This window comes from Fictibacillus phosphorivorans (assembly GCF_007673525.1).
In the GTDB taxonomy this organism is placed as follows: Bacteria; Bacillota; Bacilli; order Bacillales; family Fictibacillaceae; genus Fictibacillus; species Fictibacillus phosphorivorans_C.
Genome location: NZ_VDZU01000001.1, coordinates 2,587,485 through 2,605,053 on the forward strand (window position 1 = coordinate 2,587,485; position 17,569 = coordinate 2,605,053).

The 17,569-nt window shown below is 38.3% G+C and carries 18 protein-coding genes and 1 other annotated feature; of the genes, 6 read left to right on the forward strand and 12 right to left on the reverse strand.

Annotation, left to right across the window (positions count from 1 at the left end):
• Positions 1-150 precede the first annotated feature (150 nt).
• Positions 151-819 carry a TerC family protein gene (locus tag FS458_RS12930; protein WP_144701124.1) on the forward strand — a complete coding sequence of 223 codons (669 nt, stop codon included), beginning with the start codon at positions 151-153 and terminating at the stop codon, positions 817-819.
• 92 nt (positions 820-911) lie between these two features.
• Here FS458_RS12930 and spxA read toward each other — a convergent pair whose 3' ends face one another.
• The 3 genes from spxA to FS458_RS12940 all read right to left on the reverse strand — a co-directional run bounded on the left by spxA (position 912) and on the right by FS458_RS12940 (position 2,433).
• Entirely contained in the window at positions 912-1,310 is a 399-nt protein-coding gene (spxA, locus tag FS458_RS12935; protein WP_066245987.1) for a transcriptional regulator SpxA, read from the reverse strand.
• 339 nt (positions 1,311-1,649) lie between these two features.
• Positions 1,650-1,784, reverse strand: a complete 135-nt coding sequence (locus tag FS458_RS21045) for a hypothetical protein (RefSeq protein WP_255548976.1) — start codon at positions 1,782-1,784, stop codon at positions 1,650-1,652.
• Positions 1,785-1,815: 31 nt separating this feature from the next.
• Positions 1,816-2,433: a GNAT family N-acetyltransferase gene (locus FS458_RS12940; RefSeq protein WP_144701126.1), complete on the reverse strand. Its 618-nt coding sequence runs from the start codon at positions 2,431-2,433 to the stop codon at positions 1,816-1,818.
• A 129-nt stretch (positions 2,434-2,562) separates the two neighbouring features.
• Here FS458_RS12940 and FS458_RS12945 point away from each other — a divergent pair, with 129 nt between their 5' ends.
• The 3 genes from FS458_RS12945 to FS458_RS12955 all read left to right on the forward strand — a co-directional run bounded on the left by FS458_RS12945 (position 2,563) and on the right by FS458_RS12955 (position 5,267).
• On the forward strand, positions 2,563-2,742 hold the full coding sequence (locus tag FS458_RS12945; RefSeq protein ID WP_144701128.1) for a hypothetical protein: 180 nt from the start codon (positions 2,563-2,565) through the stop codon (positions 2,740-2,742).
• 95 nt (positions 2,743-2,837) lie between these two features.
• Positions 2,838-4,598, forward strand: coding sequence for a UbiD family decarboxylase (locus FS458_RS12950; RefSeq protein WP_144701130.1), 1,761 nt, complete (start codon positions 2,838-2,840; stop codon positions 4,596-4,598).
• Positions 4,599-4,727: 129 nt separating this feature from the next.
• Positions 4,728-5,267 carry an HD domain-containing protein gene (locus FS458_RS12955; protein WP_144701132.1) on the forward strand — a complete coding sequence of 180 codons (540 nt, stop codon included), beginning with the start codon at positions 4,728-4,730 and terminating at the stop codon, positions 5,265-5,267.
• Positions 5,268-5,306: 39 nt separating this feature from the next.
• Here the strand turns inward: FS458_RS12955 and FS458_RS12960 are convergent, their stop codons facing one another.
• From FS458_RS12960 to FS458_RS12985, 6 genes are all read right to left on the reverse strand, one after another.
• Positions 5,307-6,158: a DegV family protein gene (locus tag FS458_RS12960; protein WP_144701134.1), complete on the reverse strand. Its 852-nt coding sequence runs from the start codon at positions 6,156-6,158 to the stop codon at positions 5,307-5,309.
• A gap of 130 nt (positions 6,159-6,288) precedes the next feature.
• A complete protein-coding gene (locus FS458_RS12965) occupies positions 6,289-7,287 on the reverse strand; it encodes an ABC transporter ATP-binding protein (protein WP_144701136.1) in 999 nt (332 codons plus the stop codon).
• Complete coding sequence (locus FS458_RS12970) at positions 7,287-8,306, reverse strand: ABC transporter ATP-binding protein (protein ID WP_144701138.1); 1,020 nt, start codon at positions 8,304-8,306, stop codon at positions 7,287-7,289. Before FS458_RS12970 ends, FS458_RS12965 begins: the two co-directional genes overlap by 1 nt.
• 16 nt (positions 8,307-8,322) lie before the next feature.
• The gene (gene opp3C, locus FS458_RS12975; protein ID WP_144701140.1) at positions 8,323-9,345 is read right to left on the reverse strand and encodes an oligopeptide ABC transporter permease; all 1,023 of its coding nucleotides are present in this window, start codon (positions 9,343-9,345) and stop codon (positions 8,323-8,325) included.
• Positions 9,345-10,274, reverse strand: a complete 930-nt coding sequence (gene opp3b / locus FS458_RS12980; protein WP_144701142.1) for an oligopeptide ABC transporter permease — start codon at positions 10,272-10,274, stop codon at positions 9,345-9,347. The genes opp3C and opp3b overlap by 1 nt, the downstream gene beginning before the upstream one ends.
• Positions 10,275-10,512: 238 nt before the next feature.
• Positions 10,513-12,198 (reverse strand): peptide ABC transporter substrate-binding protein, encoded by a 1,686-nt coding sequence (locus FS458_RS12985; protein ID WP_144701144.1) that lies wholly within the window; start codon positions 12,196-12,198, stop codon positions 10,513-10,515.
• Positions 12,199-12,629: 431 nt separating this feature from the next.
• Here FS458_RS12985 and FS458_RS12990 point away from each other — a divergent pair, with 431 nt between their 5' ends.
• Together FS458_RS12990 and trpS are read left to right on the forward strand one after the other, a co-directional pair.
• Positions 12,630-13,001 (forward strand): DUF3899 domain-containing protein, encoded by a 372-nt coding sequence (locus FS458_RS12990; RefSeq protein ID WP_144701146.1) that lies wholly within the window; start codon positions 12,630-12,632, stop codon positions 12,999-13,001.
• Positions 13,002-13,027: 26 nt separating this feature from the next.
• Positions 13,028-13,278: a binding site (T-box leader), on the forward strand.
• A 59-nt stretch (positions 13,279-13,337) separates the two neighbouring features.
• Positions 13,338-14,327, forward strand: coding sequence for a tryptophan--tRNA ligase (gene trpS / locus FS458_RS12995; RefSeq protein ID WP_144701148.1), 990 nt, complete (start codon positions 13,338-13,340; stop codon positions 14,325-14,327).
• Between the two features lie 91 nt (positions 14,328-14,418).
• On the opposite strand, the gene FS458_RS13000 is transcribed toward trpS, so the two are convergent.
• The 3 genes from FS458_RS13000 to FS458_RS13010 all read right to left on the reverse strand — a co-directional run bounded on the left by FS458_RS13000 (position 14,419) and on the right by FS458_RS13010 (position 17,519).
• Positions 14,419-15,165 carry a YjbA family protein gene (locus tag FS458_RS13000; RefSeq protein WP_066393092.1) on the reverse strand — a complete coding sequence of 249 codons (747 nt, stop codon included), beginning with the start codon at positions 15,163-15,165 and terminating at the stop codon, positions 14,419-14,421.
• Between the two features lie 137 nt (positions 15,166-15,302).
• Positions 15,303-16,541 carry a beta-ketoacyl-ACP synthase II gene (gene fabF, locus FS458_RS13005; protein ID WP_144701151.1) on the reverse strand — a complete coding sequence of 413 codons (1,239 nt, stop codon included), beginning with the start codon at positions 16,539-16,541 and terminating at the stop codon, positions 15,303-15,305.
• A gap of 45 nt (positions 16,542-16,586) precedes the next feature.
• Entirely contained in the window at positions 16,587-17,519 is a 933-nt protein-coding gene (locus tag FS458_RS13010) for a beta-ketoacyl-ACP synthase III (protein ID WP_144701153.1), read from the reverse strand.
• Positions 17,520-17,569 lie beyond the last annotated feature (50 nt).

Sequence of the window (17,569 nt, forward strand, 5' to 3'; positions counted from 1 at the left end):
ACTGCCCTTTTTTACACCTGTACACACGTCGAATCTTAAGCTCTCAACTTGACGGAGCAGGTCAAGCTGGACTATAATTCAAAGGTCTTTAAGGTTAACATATTGTACCATAATACAAGTGAAATTTCATTATTTACGGGGGGTTTACGTTTGGAAACAGAATTTCTGATATCATTGTTGCAGATCATTGCAATTGATATCCTTCTTGGCGGAGACAACGCTATTGTAATTGCCCTTGCCAGTAGAAACTTACCAGAAGCTCAAAGAAATAAAGCCATTTTCTTAGGAACTGGACTAGCTATTGTTGTTCGTGTAGTACTAACCATTGTAGCTGTTTATTTATTAAATATTCCTTTCTTATATCTTGCAGGAGGAATTTTACTTCTAATTATTGCTTATAAGTTAATTTTAGAAGAAGATGACGAGCTTGATGTTAAAGCGGGCAAGAACCTATCTGATGCTGTAAAAACAATCGTATTTGCAGATATTGCGATGGGACTTGATAATGTACTTGCAGTCGCCGGGGCTGCACATGGAAATATCGTGTTAGTAGTGATTGGACTTTTAGTATCAGTTCCTATCATTATATGGGGAAGTAAGATAATATTGCACTTTATGGAAAGATTCCCTGTTTTAATTTATATTGGTGCCGGAGTACTTGCTTTCACATCAGCAGGAATGATTGTTGAAGAACGAATGATCCATTCCGTATTTGAAGGTAATGATGTTCTGAAATACGGTTTATATGTATTTTTAGTAGTAGGCGTGATTCTTGCGGGTATTTTAACGAATACTTTCAAAAAGAAACGAGCCAATTAGTCTAAAAAGAAGTCCATGCGCTATAAGTGCATGGACTTCTTTTAAAAAAGTACAATAAAAAACTTCCGCTATCGGATAGCGGAAGTTTTTCTTTATTCATTGACAAGACGCTGTGCTTCCATAAGCTGAAATGTACGTACACGTCTTGGCAAGAAACGACGAATTTCGTCTTCGTTATAACCAACTTGCAAGCGTTTTTCATCCAAGATAATAGGTCTACGCAATAATCCAGGATGGTCTGCAATCAATTGGTATAAGTCTTGCAATGGCATGGATTCGAGATTGATGTTAAGTTCCTGGAACGTTTTTGAACGAGTAGAAATAATCTCGTCTGTACCGTCCTCTGTCATTCTCAAGATTTGCTTAACTTCTTCTATTGATAAAGGTTCTGAAAAAATATTTCTTTCTTGATAAGGAATGTCATTCTCTTTTAACCATGCTTTTGCTTTACGGCATGATGTACAGCTCGGCGAAGTAAATAGTGTGACCATAGTGGAACTCTCCTTCCCCTCTCTCTGATTTAGGCACTTTAAAAAAGTTATTAAATCATTCATAGTATACTACACATTTTACATTTTCGGTAGAGGTTATACAGACTTTTGTACATTTTTACGAATTTGTCATACAAATGTAATACATCTACAAAATATTCTACACAACTTTTCCGTATCTACATATATATAGACGTATTACCCAAGAATAAGTTTCATAAAACATAAAAAAAGAATATGTTAATTATTCGTTTGCTTGATAACGTATTTGATCATGATTAAGGTAGATCAAAAAAAGGGCTGTTAGAAGAAGCATACCCTCCTTTTAACAGCCCTATCTTATGCAATTGTTTTCTTTACTTGTGAAGCAGGGCCTTTTCTAGAAATGCTTGGGTTAAATTTCTTAAGATTCTTCTTAAGCATTTCTTTCCAAAGTTCTCGTTTTGTTTTTTTCTTCTTGTCTTTTTGTTTCATGACATTTCATCCTCCTTTAAAAAGGAAAATCTTATTGCTCTGAAGCAGGTTTTCCGGAAGAATCTGTTGACTCATCATCAACGACCTCAGGCTTAGGTACTGCATTCTCTGTATCTAAAGTTAACACTTCACTTGCAGGTTGATAGGACTTACCGTACAATTCACTATCTTTGTACGTGTGTATTTCATTATACGTCTTTTTCATGTTTTCATAAATAGTTTCTTCGGATTCTTTAGTTGGTGACCAAAAAAGAATCTCCATCTCATTCACTTCATCCGTAGCGAGTGAGCGCCTTCTGTACCCTATACTAGATGCATGTTCAAATCCTTCCCGAGTGTAGAACCGTAACCTTTTTTCTGTATCAGTATCTTCATAATCGACTGGCTCAACTTCTAAGATGATCGGTTTCCCTTTTGCTTTTAACTTTTCGATCAGTTTATGGCCGAGACCTTGACCTCTAGCATCTTTTGAAACAAATAAGTAATCAATAAAAACAAAATCAGTGAGTTCTACATACATCAAAACGTGATATTGGCCTTCATCTTTGTGATAGATGTCACTCTTCTCGTCTAATAATAATTCCATGTGTTCTTTAGATTTCATCTCTTCAATCGGAAAATATTGATTTAATTTCTCATACCAGTTCATTTTTTCCCCATCATCTCCTTAGATTTTAGTGATAATATATAGTTTTCCCTCTTTCTTCCTTTGTTATCATGAGATACAATAAAGAAAGAAGTACGTGGTGAACTCTTTGTGAAAAGGAGGAGTCCTCATTTGATTTCATTCTTTACCGATTTAACCTTGCTAGCACTTTGTGTTGTTGGAATCACAGCCCTGATGGGAAGCATCTCCCAATTCATTGCTGTAAAATTGTTTGGCGGTAAAAAAGTTTTTCATTTTGTGGATAAATCGAAGTCTTTTCAAGAAAACTGGAGACCTGTTAAAAGAAGATAAAATGCGAACAACCCGTGAATTTTGGGTTGTTTTTTACATTTCAAGTCCGAACTACTTTATAATATAAGGGTAGCATACATAATAGAGGTGTACAAATGCATAGAAACCTTAGAACGTTCATCAACCAATTAAGATCTGAAAAAGAAATTGTAGAAATTCATACAGAAGTGGATCCTTATCTAGAAATCCCTGAAATCCATAGACGTGTGATCTCAGAAGAAGGACCAGCTCTTCTGTTTACAAATGTTAAAGGTAAGAATATTCCTGTTGTAACGAATCTTTTTGGAACAATAAAACGAGTAGACATGGCTTTTGGTCCAAAACCAGAGCAGCTAGTAAAAGAACTTGTAGGGTCTATTGATGAGTTAATGCCTCCCTCCCCTTCTGTATTATGGAAGAAAAAAGGCATGATCAAGGATGTTTTATCACTTGGCACGAAAACAGTGAACAAAAATAAAGCTCCTTTATTAGAAACTTTTACAACGAATATTAACATGCAAGACCTGCCAGCATTAACGGGCTGGCATTTAGACAGCAATCCATTCGTAACCCTGCCACTCGTGTATACGGAACATCCTGATAAACATGAACACAATCTTGGTATGTACAGAATTGAGATTAAAGAAAAAAATAAGACGGGAATTCACTGGCAGATTCACAAAGGTGGAGGCTTCCATCATTATGCCGCTGAGCAAAAGAATGAAGCTTTGCCTGTGACGCTGTTTCTAGGTGGACCTCCTTCCCTAATGATCTCAGCGATCGCTCCTCTTCCAGAAGCTGTTCCTGAGCTTATGTTTTCCTCTATGTTAATGGGAGAAAAATTAAGTCTTGCACATGTTGATGGCCATCCTCATCCTTTAATTGCAGAGGCAGAGTTCGCGTTTGGAGGAATCGTTCCGCCGCATGTCCGAGAACCTGAAGGACCTTTTGGCGATCATTATGGTTATTATTCATGGGCACACGATTTCCCTGTATTTAACGTTGATAAAATGTGGAAGCGAAAAGATGCCATCTATCCTGCAACAGTGGTCGGTAAACCAAAACAAGAGGATTATTTTATCGGAGAATATCTGCAAAGATTGATGAGTCCACTATTCCCTGTTGTTATGAACGGAGTACGAGATCTTTGGACGTATGCAGAAACAGGCTTTCATGCACTTGCAGGGGCTGTCGTCCGCGAATCTTATTATAAAGAAGGTTTGGCACACGCTTTTCGTATTATGGGTGAAGGACAACTAACGCTAACGAAATTCTTGATGGTAACGAATAAGCCTGTTAACCTGCAAAATTTCGCAGAACTTGCAGAAGGGGTACTTGAGAGGTTTCTTCCTGAACGTGACCTTTTGATTATCCATGATACTTCTATGGATACTCTTGATTATACCGGCCGTAAGTTCAATACAGGTTCAAAAGCAATCATGACTGGATTAGGTGAACCTGTCCGCGAACTTAAACGCACTTATGATGGTGGTACCATTTCAGGCATCCATGACGTTGGCGTATATTGTGGTGGGTGTTTAACGGTAAGTGGACCATCATTTGAAGAAGCACCTGACTTTGCAGAAAAACTGCTTGAGAATGGTCACGACTCTTTCAAAGATTGGCCGTTAGTTTTTCTAGTTGATGATGCATCCATTGCAGCAACACAGGCTGAATTTTTGTGGACAACCTTCACACGATTCGATCCAGCCTATGATGTATACGCAAAGAGTACGATAGACAGAAATCGTATTAAATATGAAGGAACAATCATTATTGATGCTAGAATGAAGCCATTCTATCCCGATGTGGTTGAAACTCGTGAAGATATAGATAAATTAGTGACTGATCGTTGGGATGCGTACTTTAAAAAGTAATCCTTATTATACTTCAGCAGCAAAAAAAGAAGCGTTGCGGCTTCTTTTTTTGCTTATTTTAGTTGATAAATTGTCCAAATGGTGTTATTGTATATAACAATATACATTTTTAGAGAAAGGAGAAATCATATGCGAAATATTAGCTTACTTGATTTATATAACCACCCTCATGTACAAAAATATGTGAAGCGCTCTGGAATGGTTCATGCCATCTCAACAGCTTATCATGCATACCATTTGTCTCAAAAATATGGTGTGGATCCTGATTTAGCGACAAAGGCTGCTTTTCTTCATGATATCGGTCACTATACATGGTATAAAAACGGTCATTGGGACTATGACATGTACAAAGAAAATGATATTCATGCGATTAAAGGTGCAGAACGCGCACATCGAATTTTAGTTTCTCTTGGTGAAGATCGTAAAAATGCAAAAGAAATTGCTCTTGCCATTTTACTGCACACCGATTCATATCTACCTGCTGGCTCACTTAACCTTAATCCGTTGCAAAAAGTTGTTGCTTTAGCTGACGAAGCAGATGAAGAACCAGGCGGAAGCCACCACTATCGTACGATTAGTGATATGAAAGCTATAACCATGATCAAAAAATTAGATGAAATGGTAGATGAATATCATGAAGAAGAAAAAGTAAAACACTCTGTTTCCTAAGGAAGGAAAAGAGTGTTTTTAACATTCTTACATATTTTATTAATAAGCTACAAATCCAATAGCTTTTTCACTCGAATACGTTCCGATCGTGCTTCCAAAACGAGTATAGATCACTTTTGGAAAACTAGATAACGAGAATAATTCTTCAAATTCTTTTATAACTTCATCCGTAGAAGGAAAACTATGAATGAGGTAAAGTGTCTTTTCAGGGTTTTCTTCTCTCCATTCAGAGATATATTCTTTCATTTTCGAAAGACCCTTCTTACTTCCTCTAAACTTCCCAATCGTTTCAACCACTCCATCTATGATCGAAATCATCGGTTTAATATTTAACATTCCAGCGATAGCCCCTTGAACAGCAGATATTCTTCCACCTTTTTTCAAGTTTTCTAACGTTTCAAGCAGTACGTAAGCTTTAATGCCTGATTTCGTATTCTCTAAGCTATTTACAATTTCATTGATCGCCATACCTTCACGTGCTAATTCAATGGCTTCGTTTAATAAAATTTGTACACCACCTGAAGCGATACCGGAATCTAGAATGATCACTTTTTCTTGTTCTTCTTCAGTTAACATGCTCTTTCCGATCGTAGCACTTTGAACCGTTCCACTTAAGTTAGATGAGATGCCGATGTATAGGACATCATGGCCTTTATCTACTTCCTTCTGAAAGGCTTCATAAAAAGATTGTGGAGATGGCTGACTTGTTTTAGGTAGTTCTGGTTCCATACTCATACGTTTATAAAATTCATCTTCAGTAATATTCACGCCATCTAAATAATGGTCTTCTCCAAATTGTACATTCAAAGGTACAACGGTTAACGAATAATCCAGTTTCTCAAGATCTATTTTAAGGTCACTTGCGCTATCAACTATAAAACTAAGGTTCATATTGTTCTACCCCATTTCTGCTTCTGAATCAATTATTAGGGATGTATAAAGAATTGTATACGCTTTACACACTTCTAATAGTTTAACATAAAAACGACCTCCTGTATTATAGGAGATCGTTTTAAATGTGTTAATTCTGTTGCTTTACAGCTTCTTCATCATAAAGGTGACATGCTACCCAATGACCTTCTCTAGCTTCTTGCCATTTAGGCTTAACAGCTGCACACACATCCATTGCGTGTGGGCAACGTGTACGGAAACGGCAGCCACTTGGAGGGTTGATCGGACTCGGAACATCTCCCTCTAAGATGATACGTTCACGGCTTCTTTCAAGTTCAGGATCCGGAACTGGAATCGCTGATAAAAGCGCTTGTGTATACGGGTGAAGCGGTTCTTCATAAAGCTCATCACTTGTTGTAAGCTCGACGATATTACCTAGGTACATTACACCTACACGATCAGAAATATGTTTAACCATAGATAGATCATGGGCAATAAATAGGTAAGTTAGTCCACGCTCTTTTTGCAGTTCCATCATCAAGTTAACAACTTGTGCTTGAATGGATACGTCAAGAGCTGAAATTGGCTCATCAGCAATAATAAAGTCTGGATCTACGGCTAGCGCACGAGCAATCCCAATACGTTGACGCTGTCCACCTGAGAATTCATGCGGGTAACGGTTTGCGTGCTCTTTATTTAATCCTACTGTTTCCAGTAGTTCATAAACACGATTTTCACGGTCTTTCTTTGTTTTCGCCAATCCATGAATATCGATACCTTCAGCAATGATATCCTTAACTGTCATACGCGGGTTAAGAGAAGCGTATGGATCTTGGAAAATCATTTGCATTTTGCGGTTAAATTTCTTTAACTCAGAGCGAGACTTTTTATCATGAACATCATCGCCCTCGTAAAGAACTTCACCTTCAGTAGCATCATATAGACGAATAATTGTACGTCCAGTTGTAGATTTACCACAACCTGACTCACCTACAAGTCCAAGTGTTTCTCCTTTATAGATATCAAAGGAAACATCATCTACAGCTTTTAGTACGCCCTTTTTTCCAGCTGGGAAATACTTTTTAAGATTCTTTACTTCTAATAATTTTTCTCTTTCTACTACTGCCATTATCGAGCACCCCCAACTAATGCCTCTTCCGGCGGTTCAACTTTTGGAGCTCGCTCATCTAACAACCAGCAAGCTGCTTTGTGAGAAGAAGATACATCTGTAGCTTCAGGCATATTCTCCAAACAAACTTCCATCGCATAAGGACAACGCGCTGCAAACGGACATCCTTTTGGAGGGTTCATAAGATCAGGCGGTGTTCCAGGAATCGCTAAAAGTTCTTTTGATTCTGCATTTAATTTAGGCATTGATGCCAATAGTCCCCAAGTGTAAGGATGCTTCGGCTTATAAAAGATTTCATCGACTGTACCAGTCTCTACGATCATACCACCGTACATTACAGCTACACGTTGAGCTAAGTTAGCTACAACACCAAGGTCATGTGTGATCAAGATAATTGCAGTACCAGTTTTATCTTGTAGATCACGCATCAAGTCAAGGATCTGTGCTTGAATGGTAACGTCTAGTGCAGTTGTCGGTTCATCAGCAATTAGTACTTTTGGATTACATGATAATGCAATCGCGATTACTACACGCTGACGCATTCCACCTGAAAATTGGTGAGGGTACTCATCCACCCGAAGCTCAGGATTCGGAATACCAACAAGTTTTAGTAAGTTAACAGCACGTTCTTTTGCTTCACTCTTGCTCATGTTTTGGTGCTTACGAAGACCTTCCATGATCTGTTTTCCGATTGTCATCGTCGGGTTAAGAGATGTCATTGGATCTTGGAAAATCATCGAGATTTCAGCACCACGAATTTTTTCCATCTCACGTTCAGAAGCTTTTGCAAGATCTTTACCTTGAAACTTAATCGATCCTTGCTTAATCGAACCGATTTTATTTGGCAAAAGTCTCATGATTGATTTAGATGTTACTGATTTACCGGAACCAGACTCACCAACGATGGCAAGTGATTCACCCTTTTCTAATGTAAAGCTAACGCCACGAACGGCCTTAACTTCTCCCCCATACGTCTGGAAGGAGACATGTATGTTATCTAACTCTAAAAGTTTTTCCATTTATATAATCCCCTTCCTATCTTCTCATTTTAGGATCAAGCGCATCGCGAAGACCATCACCAAGAAGGTTAAAGCTGATCATCAGTATACATAATACTGAAGCAGGATAAATTGCTAAGTGAGGGTAGATTCTTATGGATCTAAACCCATCTGCAATCAACGACCCTAGAGAAGCGATCGGCGGTTGAATTCCTAAACCAATAAAGCTCAAGAAAGATTCAAAGAATATTGCCCCAGGAATAGTAAACGTACTTGTAACGATAATTGCACCTAGTGTATTAGGTAAAAGGTGCTTTGAGATTAATCTTCCATTCGTTGAACCAAGTGTTTTAGATGCTAAAACGAACTCTCGATTCTTTAATGAAATTATCTGAGCACGAACAATACGAGACATTCCAATCCAACCGGTTATGACGAGTGCGAGTGTGATTGATAGTATTCCTGGATCGAGTATGATGATGAATAAGATGATTACCACCAAGTTAGGAATACCAACTAATACTTCTACAATACGCTGCATGATATCATCTGTTCTGCCACCGTAGAAAGCAGAGATTCCACCGTATGCAACTCCGATGATTAATTCGATGGCTGAAGCTAAGAAAGCAATATATAAAGAGATTTGTGTTCCCTTCCATACACGAGTCCATTGGTCTCGCCCAAGACTATCTGTACCAAACCAGAAGTAATCGTCTTTAGGAACATTCTTCATTTCATATTGATTTACATCTCTGATATCGACACCATTCACTCCAAGAAACTCTACTTTTTCAAGTCCAGGAATCTTAGGTGGCAAGTTAGCTCTCATAAGTTCTTGATCATCAATATCATATTTAGTAAATGTTGGTGCGATTAGTGAGAATACAATGATGAACGCGATGGCAAAAAGACCTAACATCGCACCTTTATTTTGTTTAAGTCTTCTAAATGCATCTTGCCAAAAACTTAAGCTTGGCTTAGAAATTTCTTCAGCTCTGTTTGAATCTAGGTTCGCTGGGCGGAATAAATCAGGTGTTAGTTTGCGTTCTGACATGCTCATTATGATTTACCTCCTGCTACACGAATACGTGGATCAATGATTCCATATAAAATATCTACGATTAAAATAATCGCTACAATTAAGAAACTAAAGAAAAGTGTTGTACCCATAATTACTGGGTAGTCATTTACCTGAATCGCTTTTACGAATTGCTCTCCAATTCCAGGGATAGCAAAGATATTCTCAATTACTAGTGATCCTGTAATAAGGCCGATAGCCATTGGTCCTAAGATCGTTACGATAGGAATCAAACTATTTCTTACGCAGTGTTTAAAGATTACTGCAGATTTACTTACACCTTTTGAACGTGCCATAAGAATGTAATCTGTTCCTAGTATCTCAAGCATTTCAGTACGCATGAAACGAGCTACTGTTGCTATAACTCCTACGGATAAAGAGAATGCTGGCAATATGTGATATTCCGGCCCGTTCCAAAATGCAACAGGAAGCCATTGCAATTTCACACCAACGTAGTATTGCAAAAGTCCTGCAAATACGAATGAAGGAATCGCGATACCAAATACCGCAATGACCATTGCACCATAATCCAAGAACGTATTATGTTTCAATGCAGCCATAATACCCAGCAACAAGCCGACTATTGTACCAAAAAGCAAAGCTTCAAAACCAACAGTAGCTGATGGTCCCATACCATTGACAATTAATGAATTGACGGTACGTCCATCAAACTGAAACGTATATCCTAAATCACCCTGTGCCAATTTCGTAATATAGTTAATATATTGAACAGGCACCGGGTCATTTAACCCGTATTTTTCATTTAGTGCATATCTTTGAGTTTCCGTTAACTTGTCTTGGTTGTTAAATGGAGAACCCGGTAACAACTTCATTAAAAAGAATGTAATCGTTGCAATGATCAGCAAAGTTAAAATCATGTATAGAACTCGCTGTGTAATATAACGCAACATTACAAACACCTCCCCCAAATGTTTCAAGCCTTAATATTTTGAAATCTTTCTGTAATATCTATCTTAAGGGACAAAATATTTTATATCAATAGAAAATATTCTTTTTTCGACATTTTCTGATTTCTTTCTCATGTTATAAAAATTTCCATCTGCCCTTTTCATGGCAAAAAAGAGAGTACATGTCAGGAACACATGTACTCTCCTGAGAAAAACTATTTACTATTTTTCAATAGTACAATTATTGTTGCTTACCTTCGATGTAGATCCACTTGTAAGAAGTATCTGCACCGAATAAGTGGTTAACTAGACCTTTAACGTAAGGCTTACGAAGTCCTACGATACCTTGTTGGTAAAGTGGAGAGATCGCTTGGTCTTCGAAAAGAACTTTCTCAGCTTCAAGCATTGTTTCCCAACGTTTCTTCGTATCAGTTTCTTTCTTAGCTGAGTTGATTAACTCATCATACTTAGGATTTGAATAACCCATTTGGTTATGTGCACCATCAGTAATGAACATGTCAAGGAAAGTCATTGGATCTTGGTAGTCAGGACCCCAGCCAGCATAAGAGAAGTCATACTCGCCTTTAGACTCTAGCTCAAGCTTTTGTTTGAACGGTTGTGCTTTAATAGAAACTTTTAATCCAGGTAGGTTCTTTTCTAATTGGTTCTTAATGTATTCACCAGTCTTTTTAGCGCCATCAGAATCGTAGTTTAGAAGCTCAAGAGTAAGCTCTTTCTTACCGATTTCTTCAAGTCCTTTAGCCCAAAGCTTTTTCGCTTCTTCAGCATCGAACTTACCAAGGTCTCCGTTTGTTTTACGGAAATCTTCGTTCCCTTCAGGGCTGAACGTGAACTCACCAGGTACTAAGAAGTAAGCTGGAGTTGAACCGTTGTTAAGTAGTACGTCAACTAGTGATTGCTTATCGTAAGCCATATCAATAGCTTTACGGATATTAACGTTTTTAAGTTCTTCTTTCTTTTGGTTAATACGTAGGAAGTATACAGCTGCATCCCCACGAGTAACTAGGTCTTCGTTATCTTTAAATTGATCAACGAACTCAGAGTTTAAGCCAACAGAGTCAACTTGACCTGTTTCGTAAAGGTTAACACCAGTAGCGATATCTTTAACGATTTTCACGTTAACTTCATCAAGCTTTACAGTGTCTTTGTCCCAATATTGATCGTTTTTCTTGAACTGCCATCCTTCGTTATGCTTCCACTCAGAAAGTACGAAAGGACCATTGTAGATCATTGTGTTAGCTTCAAGAGAATACTTGTCAGCTTGTTTCTTAACATATTCTTCTTTTTGCGGGTAGAACGTTGCAAATCCAGTTAGTCCTAAGAAATAAGGAGCTGGAGCTTCTAATGTTACTTCAAGAGTAGTGTCATCAACCGCTTTAACACCTAGCTCTTCAACTTTACCGTATAATGGGTCACCATCCGTTTGGATCGCGTTTGCGTTTTTAACAGGTCCCATGATGTAAGCATACTCAGAAAGAGTATCTGGGTGTAATGCTTTTTGCCAAGCGAAAACGAAATCTTTCGCCACTACTTGTGAACCGTCGCTCCATTTAGCATTTGGGTTTAATTTAAATGTGTAAACTGTGCCATCTTCGTTTACTTTGTGGCTTTCAGCTACACCTTCAGTCGGTTGGTTGTCTTTATCAAGACGATACAAACCTTCGAACACGTTGTTCATTACTTCGAATGAAACTTGGTCAGTAGCTTGAGAAGAATCCATTGAAGGAATTTCAGATCCATCTACTAAGTTAAGTACTTGTGGCTCATTTGGCTTTTCAGTTGCATTGTCGCCTTCGCCGCCTTTAGAATCGCTTGCCTTGTCTTTGTCTCCACCACTACATGCAGCTAAGAACACGCTTAGTACAAGTACTAATGTAAGAAGCAAAGACCATTTTGACTTCTTCATGAGTCGACCTCCCCTTTTTATCCTGTTAAATTGTTAGCAGATAAAAGCATCAAGAATTATCAGACATTTTCATCTACAAGTTCGATTATACAAGTTTTCAAACAATTGTGCATTTATTTTTTTTAAGAGTTTTACAAAAAGCCCATTATATTTACTTTTCATTAACAAAAAATAGGTATATTTACCTATTACTGAACAGGGTTTATTTTCTGATAATTCTACAAATTTTACCAAAAATATGTGTAAACTAGCATGAATATTACATTCTCGATTTTTTGTGAGGATAGAACATGCTTCACTTTGTAAGATAATTCGTCATTTTTATATTTCATTTGTTACAATGGGGATAAAGTCTGACGGTATAATTCAAAAAATATGGTACATTTCTTAATGTTTATGGTGTAATTTTTACTAGATGGAGGCTTCTACAGATGAACATACTTTTTAAGAGAATCCTGATCATATCAGCGTTCCCTATCGTGATAGCATTTGGCGTTAGTTTGATATCTTCCGGACCTTTTACCCTTGAAAAATACGTAAATACTTTATTTTATTTTTCATTGTCGATTGCTCTCATTGGCATCGCTCTATATGTAGCCAAAGGTGGATTCTTTGATTTTATTACGTACAGCTTTAAAAAAGTGGCTCGAACTTTATCCAGACATCCAGAGATCGATGATGTTGTTTCATTTAAGACTAACTTTCAAGTATCAGAGCGAATTAATGTCTCTTATATGAAGTCGTTTTTATACAGCGGCCTACTTTTAACTTTTATAACAATTGCCGTTGCATATCTTCTATAATTTGTGTATACTACAAAAAATAAATGTTATATGCGATGAGAAAGAAGAGTACATGATGTGAAGCTCTCAGAGAGCCTGTGGTTGGTGAGAACAGGCAGTGAATCATGATGGAATGGGCTTTTGAGCATTCTGACCGAACCTTTATAGTAGGCTCAGGCGTGTAGATGTCCGCACGATATAATGGACAGCGTATCGGAACTTTTCCTGTACGTGTTAAAGTGATTTTCGGTATGTATGAAAATTATAAGGGTGGCACCGCGGTCCATTCGTCCCTTGCATAAGGCGACGAGTGGGCCTTTTTATATTGATTTTTAAAAAACAAAGGAGAGATGAATCATGTCTGTAATCTTCTCAGGCATTCAGCCGAGCGGAAATTTAACGATCGGCAACTACATTGGAGCAATGAGGCATTTTGTTGAACTTCAAAATGAACACGAATGTTATTTCTGCGTGGTTAATCAGCACGCTATTACAGTGGCACAAGATCCGGTTGAATTAAAAAGAAACAGCAGAAACCTAGCTGCGCTTTACTTAGCAGCAGGAATCAATCCTGAAAAATCAACAATATTCATTCAATCTGAAGTTCCAGCTCACACGAAGATGGGATGGATGATGCAATGTGTTTCTTATATTGGGGAATTAGAGCGCATGACACAGTTTAAAGATAAATCAACTGGAAAAGAAGCAGTATCTGCCGGATTATTAACGTATCCTCCTCTTATGGCAGCTGATATTCTTCTTTATAACACGAGTATCGTTCCTGTGGGAGATGATCAAAAACAGCATCTTGAATTAACACGAGATATAGCTGAACGATTTAATAAGAAGTACCGCGAGATTTTTGTGATTCCAGAGCCTCGTATTGCTTCTGAAGGTGCTAGAATCATGTCACTTGTGGATCCTGAGAAAAAGATGAGTAAATCGGATCCAAATCAAAATTCATTCATCTCTATGCTTGATGATGAATCTGTTATCTTAAAGAAAATTAAGCGTGCTACTACTGATTCAGAAGGTGTTGTTGCTTATGACAAAGAAAATAAACCAGGGATTTCAAACCTCTTAACGATCTATTCACAGTTATCAGGAGAAAGCATCAAATCTCTTGAAGAGAAATATGAAGGCAAAGGATATGGCGACTTTAAACAAGGTGTGGCAGAAGCTGTTATAAATGCTCTTAAACCTATCCAGGAACGATATAAAGAATATTTAGCATCAACTGAGTTGGATGACATTCTTGATTCTGGTGCTGAAAAAGCCAATCGTGTGGCGAACAAAACATTGAACAAAGCGGAGCGAGCAATGGGCTTAGCTCGTAAACGTGCTTAATAAAAAAGCAGTAAAATCAAAAAACCAGCAGAAGTGGTCATTCGATCACCTGCTGGTTTTACTTTTTTCTAAAACTATTTGATTTCGTTCCTTAGTTCACTTGTGTACCGTTCTCAAGCTCCCAGATCTTTTCGAAATATGGTTGTCCTTTCACTAATCGCTCACACATATCCATATGTTGTTTGGACCAACCGCTTTTCAACTCACAGTATAACGCATCCCAAGCTTCGTCAAAATCCATCCTTTGAATTCTTCCGTATTGCTCTGGCATCCACTCTGTACACCAATACCTCATCTCAGCAACATTTTTTGTCGAGTGAAGCTGATCTAAAGCCATGAATAAAAGTTGTTTCAGTTGTCGCTCTTTGCGAGTTAACCCTCGCATGCTGTCTGGATTCGGAGAAAGAATGTGATATTCCTTACTTAATTGCTTCTCACTGAACGTATAGACTTTTGTCTCGGTCTGCTCTGCCATCTCAAATACTAGCTGTTCTTGTCTTGGTATGAGTCTGCTCTTGCGGATTGGTATTCTATAACCCATCGTATCTATGATGAGTGATTTTTTTTCATCTGTAATGATAAAGCAATGTTCTAGCTGCACCCGTTGGTTGTTCTTTCTAACGTAAGCTTTTTGGTGTACCTCTTCAAGCAGGGAATCCGGCAGATCATTCAGATCATTCTCGATGTAATGAAAGAGTGTGGATTCTATTTTAATAATTGGTACTTGATCCAATAATTCAATATAGTCGTCTTTTCTCCATTCATGAAACTCACAAACGTTATAGCCGTTCTCTTCTCCTTCGAACCAGTTGACCCAAACATCACGTAAATATAACATCTGTACCCCTCACTTCTTTGCCGATTTGTATTTAAAATCAGTATAGTCAGAGGTTGTCCTTTTTATTCTAAATAAAGGTAATTAACTCGAAGTATGCAAAACCCCGCTTTCATAAGAAAACGGGGTTTGATCATATATTATTCTTCGATTTTTTTGAACACTAATGATGCATTATGTCCACCGAAACCTAGTGAGTTACTAAGAACAGCTTTCACTTCTGCCTGTCTAGCTGTATTCGGAACATAATCAAGATCGCACTCTTCATCCGGTGTTTCATAGTTAATCGTTGGAGGAAGAATACTCTCTTGAATCGCTTTTACAGAAAAGATTGCTTCGATCCCACCAGCAGCACCTAATAAGTGACCTGTCATTGATTTTGTAGAGCTGACCGGAATCTTATAAGCATGCTCGTTAAAAACAGCTTTAATAGCAGCTGTTTCAAACTTATCGTTGTAATCCGTACTAGTTCCATGCGCGTTAATGTAAGAGATTTCTTCTGGAGCAAGACCGCTATCTTCAACTGCTTGTCTCATCGCACGTGCTCCGCCTTCTCCGCCTGGAGCAGGCTGAGTGATGTGATAAGCATCACCTGTTGCTCCGTAACCTACAATCTCTGCGTAAATCTTAGCTCCACGTTTTTTCGCAAATTCATATTCTTCTAGAACTAGAATTCCAGCTCCTTCACCGATAATAAAGCCTGTTCTGTCCTTATCAAACGGACGGCTAGCTGTTTTTGGATCTGGATTCGTTGAAAGTGCTCCTGCTTGGCAGAACCCTGCTAATGCCATGTCTGTGATCGGTGCTTCTGTACCACCTGTAACCATTACATCTGCATCTCCGCGCTGAATCACTTTGAATGCATCTCCGATTGAGTTTGCACCAGATGCACAAGCCGTTACGGTGCATGAGTTCATACCTTTCGCACCGATGGTAATTGAAACTTGACCAGATGCCATATCTGGAATCATCATCGGAACGAAGAATGGGCTAACACGTCTTACACCTTTTGCTTCAAAAATACGGAATTGTTCTTCATGAGTGTCCATTCCACCAATTCCAGAACCAATCCATACCCCTACGCGAGGCGCAATTTCTTCCGTGATATCTAGGTTTGCATCTTTAACAGCCATAATGGATGCTGCAACCGCAAACTGGGTGAAACGATCCATACGGCGTGCTTCTCTTTTATCCATAAAATCTTCCGGATTAAATTCTGTTGCTTCTGCAGCAACTTTAACCGGAAATTTCTCTTTATCTCTTCTTGTAAGTGGACCTACACCACTTTGACCTTCAACAATCTTTTTCCATGTTTCTTCTACACTGTTTCCAAGAGGAGTTACGGCTCCTAGACCAGTTACGACTACTCTTTTTTTCATTGTAAAACCAACTCTCCTTTGTACACATTTGCGGTCATTTGATGATTATCTTCCCCAACGAAGTGCTACAGCACCCCAGGTTAAGCCTCCACCAAAGCCAACAAGTACGATTGTATGATCTTCTTTTATTCTACCATCTTTTAGTGCTTCTTTTAATGCCATCGGTATGGAAGCTGATGACGTATTACCAAATTTGTCGATCGTCATGACCATTTTTTCTTTAGGAAGCTCTAAACGCTCTCGTGAAGCTTCCATGATTCTTATATTGGCTTGATGTGGAATTAAGAAATCAACGTCTTCTTTCGTCAAACCTGCTTTATGAACGACATTTAATGAAGTCTCACCCATCTGACGAACAGCAAACTTAAAAACTTCTCTGCCGTTCATATGGATAAATTCATTTTGATATAGATGTTTTGCTCCTGTTCCATCTGACCCAAGCTCAAACGAAAGGATGCCTCTACCTTCACTAACATTAGAAAGTACAGCCGCTCCAGCTCCGTCTCCAAATAATACTGCTGTATTACGATCTTTCCAGTCCGTTATTTTAGATAGCTTTTCAGCACCAACTACTAGAACATTTTTATACGTTCCTGTTTCAATGAACTGCTTTCCTACGACCAAACCGTAAATAAAACCTGCACAGGCAGCACTTACGTCCATCCCTACTGCGTTCTTTGCACCTAAGGATTCTTGTAATTGGCATGCTACTGAAGGAAATGGGTTGTCTGGTGTAACCGTCGCTACCACGATAAGATCAATATCTTCTGCAGAGATGCCCGCATCTTTTATCGCTTCTTCCGCTGCATATCTAGCCATATGAGACGTTTTTACCGATTCTTCTGCAATTCTACGTTCTACGATTCCTGTTCGAGTTCGAATCCACTCGTCACTTGTATCAACCATTTTTTCTAGGTCGGAGTTCGCTAGAATTTTTTCAGGGATATAGCTTCCCATCCCTATGATTCCTGCATTCATAACATTACCCCTTTGGTTTCGTTTTTGTTTAAATAAAGGTTTCTTACTCG